Genomic DNA, 3,070 nt, shown 5'->3' on the forward strand with positions numbered 1-3,070 from the left:
CGCCGCCTACGTCGCCGACCTCGGCCTGTTCATCTGGCTGCGCGGCCCCGGCGGACTGGGCCCGCTCACCGCCAAGGCGCTGCCTTCGTGGCCGGCTGCACCGTGGCCTACCTGGGCAACGCGCTGGGCACCTACCGGGGCCGAACCCCCGCGGTCGGCCGCGCCCGCCGGTACGGGGTGTTCCTGGTGGTGAACATCGCCGGGGCCGCCGTCCAGCTGATCTGCCTGGGCTGCTCGCACTATCTGCTCGGTTTCACCAGCCAGCGCGACGACCTGGTCTCGGGACTCGGCATCGGCATGCTGCTGGGGACCGCGCTGCGCTTCTGGGGGACGCGGACCCTGGTCTTCCGCGCCACCCGGCCCGCCACCGGATCGCCGGTCCAGGACACGCCGGGCGTGCCGGGACCGGAGGAGGGTAACCGCACGCCATGGACTGGTTGACCGGGTTGCCCTGGATCGGCCCGCGGATCGCGGCCGTGCTGCGCACCCATGCCTACCGGGCCTTCGCGCACCTGCTGTCCGTGCACTGGACCCGGCTGGCCGCCGCGCTGACCTTCACCAGCTTCCTCGCGCTGTTCCCGCTGCTCACCGTCGTCGCCGCGGTCGGCGCGGCGCTGCTGTCCGACCGTCAGCTGAACACGCTGGAGCACAAGATCTCCCAGCAGATCCCGGGCATCGCCGACCAGCTCAACATCAGCGGCCTGGTCGCTCACGCGGGCACCGTCGGGATCATCGCCGGTGCCGTGCTGCTGTTCACCGGGGTCGGCTGGATCGGCTCGCTGCGCGATGTGCTGCGCGCGATCTGGGGCAAGGACAACGAACCCCGCAACCCGTTCACGGGCAAGCTGTGGGACGGGGCGGTCCTGTTCGGGCTGGGCGCCGCCGTGCTCGTCTCGCTCGGCGCGTCCGCGCTGGCCACCGCGGCGGTCGACTGGACCGCCCGCCATCTCGGCTTCGCCCACAGCGGCCCCGGCCCGACCCTGCTCACCCTGGTCGGCATCCTGCTGGCGGTCGTCGCGGACTTCCTGATCCTGGTCTTCCTGCTGACGCTGATGCCTGCGGTGGACCCGCCGCGGCGCTCGGTGTTCGTCGCCGCGCTGATCGGCGCGGTCGGCTTCGAACTGCTGAAGGTGCTGCTCAGCGGCTATCTGCAGAAAGTCGCCGGCCGCAACGTCTACGGCGCCTTCGGCACTCCGGTGGCCCTGCTGCTGTGGATCAACTTCGTGGCGAAGCTGCTGCTGTACTGCGCCGCCTGGACGGCGACGCCGGTGCACGCGCCGCCGCCGGACGCCGGCGAGCCGGCGCCCGGGGACGCCCGGGACAGCGGCTCGCCGAAGGCTAGCGGCCCCGCCGGCCCCGGGAACGCGGACGCGGGCGCAGACGGAAAGGCCGGCGGAAAAGGGAACGGCCCGGCGAACGGCGGGACCGGAGCGCACCGCCTGGACCGTCAGGCCCGACCTCGGAGGGAAGCGGCCGCCGCCGTCGCACGACGATGACCACGGCCGCCAGCACCACGGCGGTGGCCGCCGCGATCGAGGCGGCCGTCCAGACCCCGCGCGACGAGGACGCCGACGACGCGGCGTCGGCCGTGGTAGCCGTCCGCTGCTGCGGGGAGGCCGACGGCGCAGCGGCCGACGCGTGCGGCAGCTTGCTCAGCGGCGGCACCAGGGTGCCCACCGGCTGTACGGCGGGGGCGGCCGCGAATCCCCAGTTCAGCAGGGACGCGCCCTCGCGGTAGACCTCGTCGTGCTCGGTCCCGGACGGGTTCATCACGGTGACCAGCAAGGTGCGCCCGCCCCGCTGGGCGACGCCGGTGAAGGTGGCGCCCGCATTGGTGGTGTTGCCGTTCTTCACCCCGGCGATGCCCGGGTAGCGGCTGAGGTCGTAGTCGCCGCTGAGCAGCCGGTTGGTGTTCGAGATCGCGAAGGAGCTGCGGACCTTGGTCGGCTTGCCCTGCTTGGTCTTCTTGTAGTCGCCAGGGAACTGGGCGTTCACCGTCGAGCAGTACTCGCGGAAGTCGGGATTCTGCAGGCCCTGCCGGGCGAACAGCGTCAGGTCGTAGGCGCTGCTGACCTGGCCGGGCTCGTCGTAGCCGTCGGGGGTGACCACGTGGGTGTCGGTGGCCTGCAACTCGTGGGCCTCGGCGTTCATCTGGGCCACCGTCTGGGGCACGCCGCCGTTCATCGCGGACAGCACGTGCACCGCGTCGTTGCCCGAGCGCAGGAAGACACCCAGCCACAGGTCGTGCACGGTGTAGGTCAGGTTCTCCTTGATGCCGACCAGGCTGCTGCCCGCGCCCATGCCGGCCAGGTCGGAGGGGGCGACCTTGTGCACCTCGTTCTTGGGCAGCTTCGGCATGACCGTGTCGGCGAACAGCATCTTCAGCGTGCTGGCCGGGGGCAGCTGCCAGTGCGCGTTGTGCTCGGCCAGTACCGCCCCGGTCTCGGCGTCCGCGACGATCCAGGAGCGGGAGGTCAGCTTGGCGGGCAGGGCCGGCACCCCGGGCGCCGCGTTCACCTGCGTCCCCGGCACGCTCAGCCGGTCCCCGCCGACCTTCGACAACTGCGCGGGCGGTGTCGGCGTGGGTTTCGGCTTCGGCGCCGCCACCGCGGTCCCGGCACCCAGCCCGCCGACGAGTGCGACGAGCAGGGAGACGGCCAGGGCGGTACGGCGTGGAGCGGTGATCGCAGTCAAAAGCACCTTCCGAACGTACCGCCCCTCGCCGCGCACCCGACCCATCGGGTTGCCCCGCGCGGAAGTGACATCACCCACCTTCATGATCGGGAACCGTCGCCGCCGCCGGGGCAGGCCGTGCCACCCCGCCCTCGGCTGCCTGCCGGATGCCGCCCATACTGGGGCGTATGAAGCTCAGCCGCCGGGTGTCCTGGTTCCTTGTCGCCTTCGGCGTCTGGTCCGTCATCGTGTGGACCACATTTGCCAAGAATTTGTGGAAGGACACCAGCGGTCTGGCCTTCCACCACGGCGACCACTCGTCGCCGACCGCCTACTTCTGGATCCACCTCGCGCTGGCGATCGTCTCGTTCCTGCTGGGCATCGCGATCGGCGCGCT

2 protein-coding genes and 2 pseudogenes are annotated in these 3,070 nt (G+C 71.9%); 3 read left to right on the forward strand and 1 reads right to left on the reverse strand.

Annotation, left to right across the window (positions count from 1 at the left end; all coding sequences use genetic code 11):
* Both GA0115240_RS21350 and GA0115240_RS38455 read left to right on the forward strand, forming a co-directional pair.
* Positions 1-441, forward strand: a pseudogene (locus GA0115240_RS21350) (GtrA family protein); the annotation flags it as partial.
* Positions 429-1,376, forward strand: a pseudogene (locus GA0115240_RS38455) (YihY/virulence factor BrkB family protein); the annotation flags it as partial. The pseudogenes GA0115240_RS21350 and GA0115240_RS38455, both read left to right, overlap by 13 nt.
* Here the strand turns inward: GA0115240_RS38455 and GA0115240_RS21360 are convergent.
* Entirely contained in the window at positions 1,339-2,700 is a 1,362-nt protein-coding gene (locus GA0115240_RS21360; RefSeq protein WP_256069914.1) for a D-alanyl-D-alanine carboxypeptidase family protein, read from the reverse strand. The pseudogene GA0115240_RS38455 and the gene GA0115240_RS21360 overlap by 38 nt on opposite strands.
* Before the next feature lie 161 nt (positions 2,701-2,861).
* Here GA0115240_RS21360 and GA0115240_RS21365 point away from each other — a divergent pair.
* The coding region (locus GA0115240_RS21365) for an SCO4848 family membrane protein (protein WP_093738609.1) at positions 2,862-3,070 on the forward strand (209 nt) is incomplete at its 3' end.

Origin of the sequence: Streptomyces sp. DvalAA-14 (genome assembly GCF_900091855.1) — a bacterium.
Lineage (GTDB): Bacteria > Actinomycetota > Actinomycetes > Streptomycetales > Streptomycetaceae > Actinacidiphila.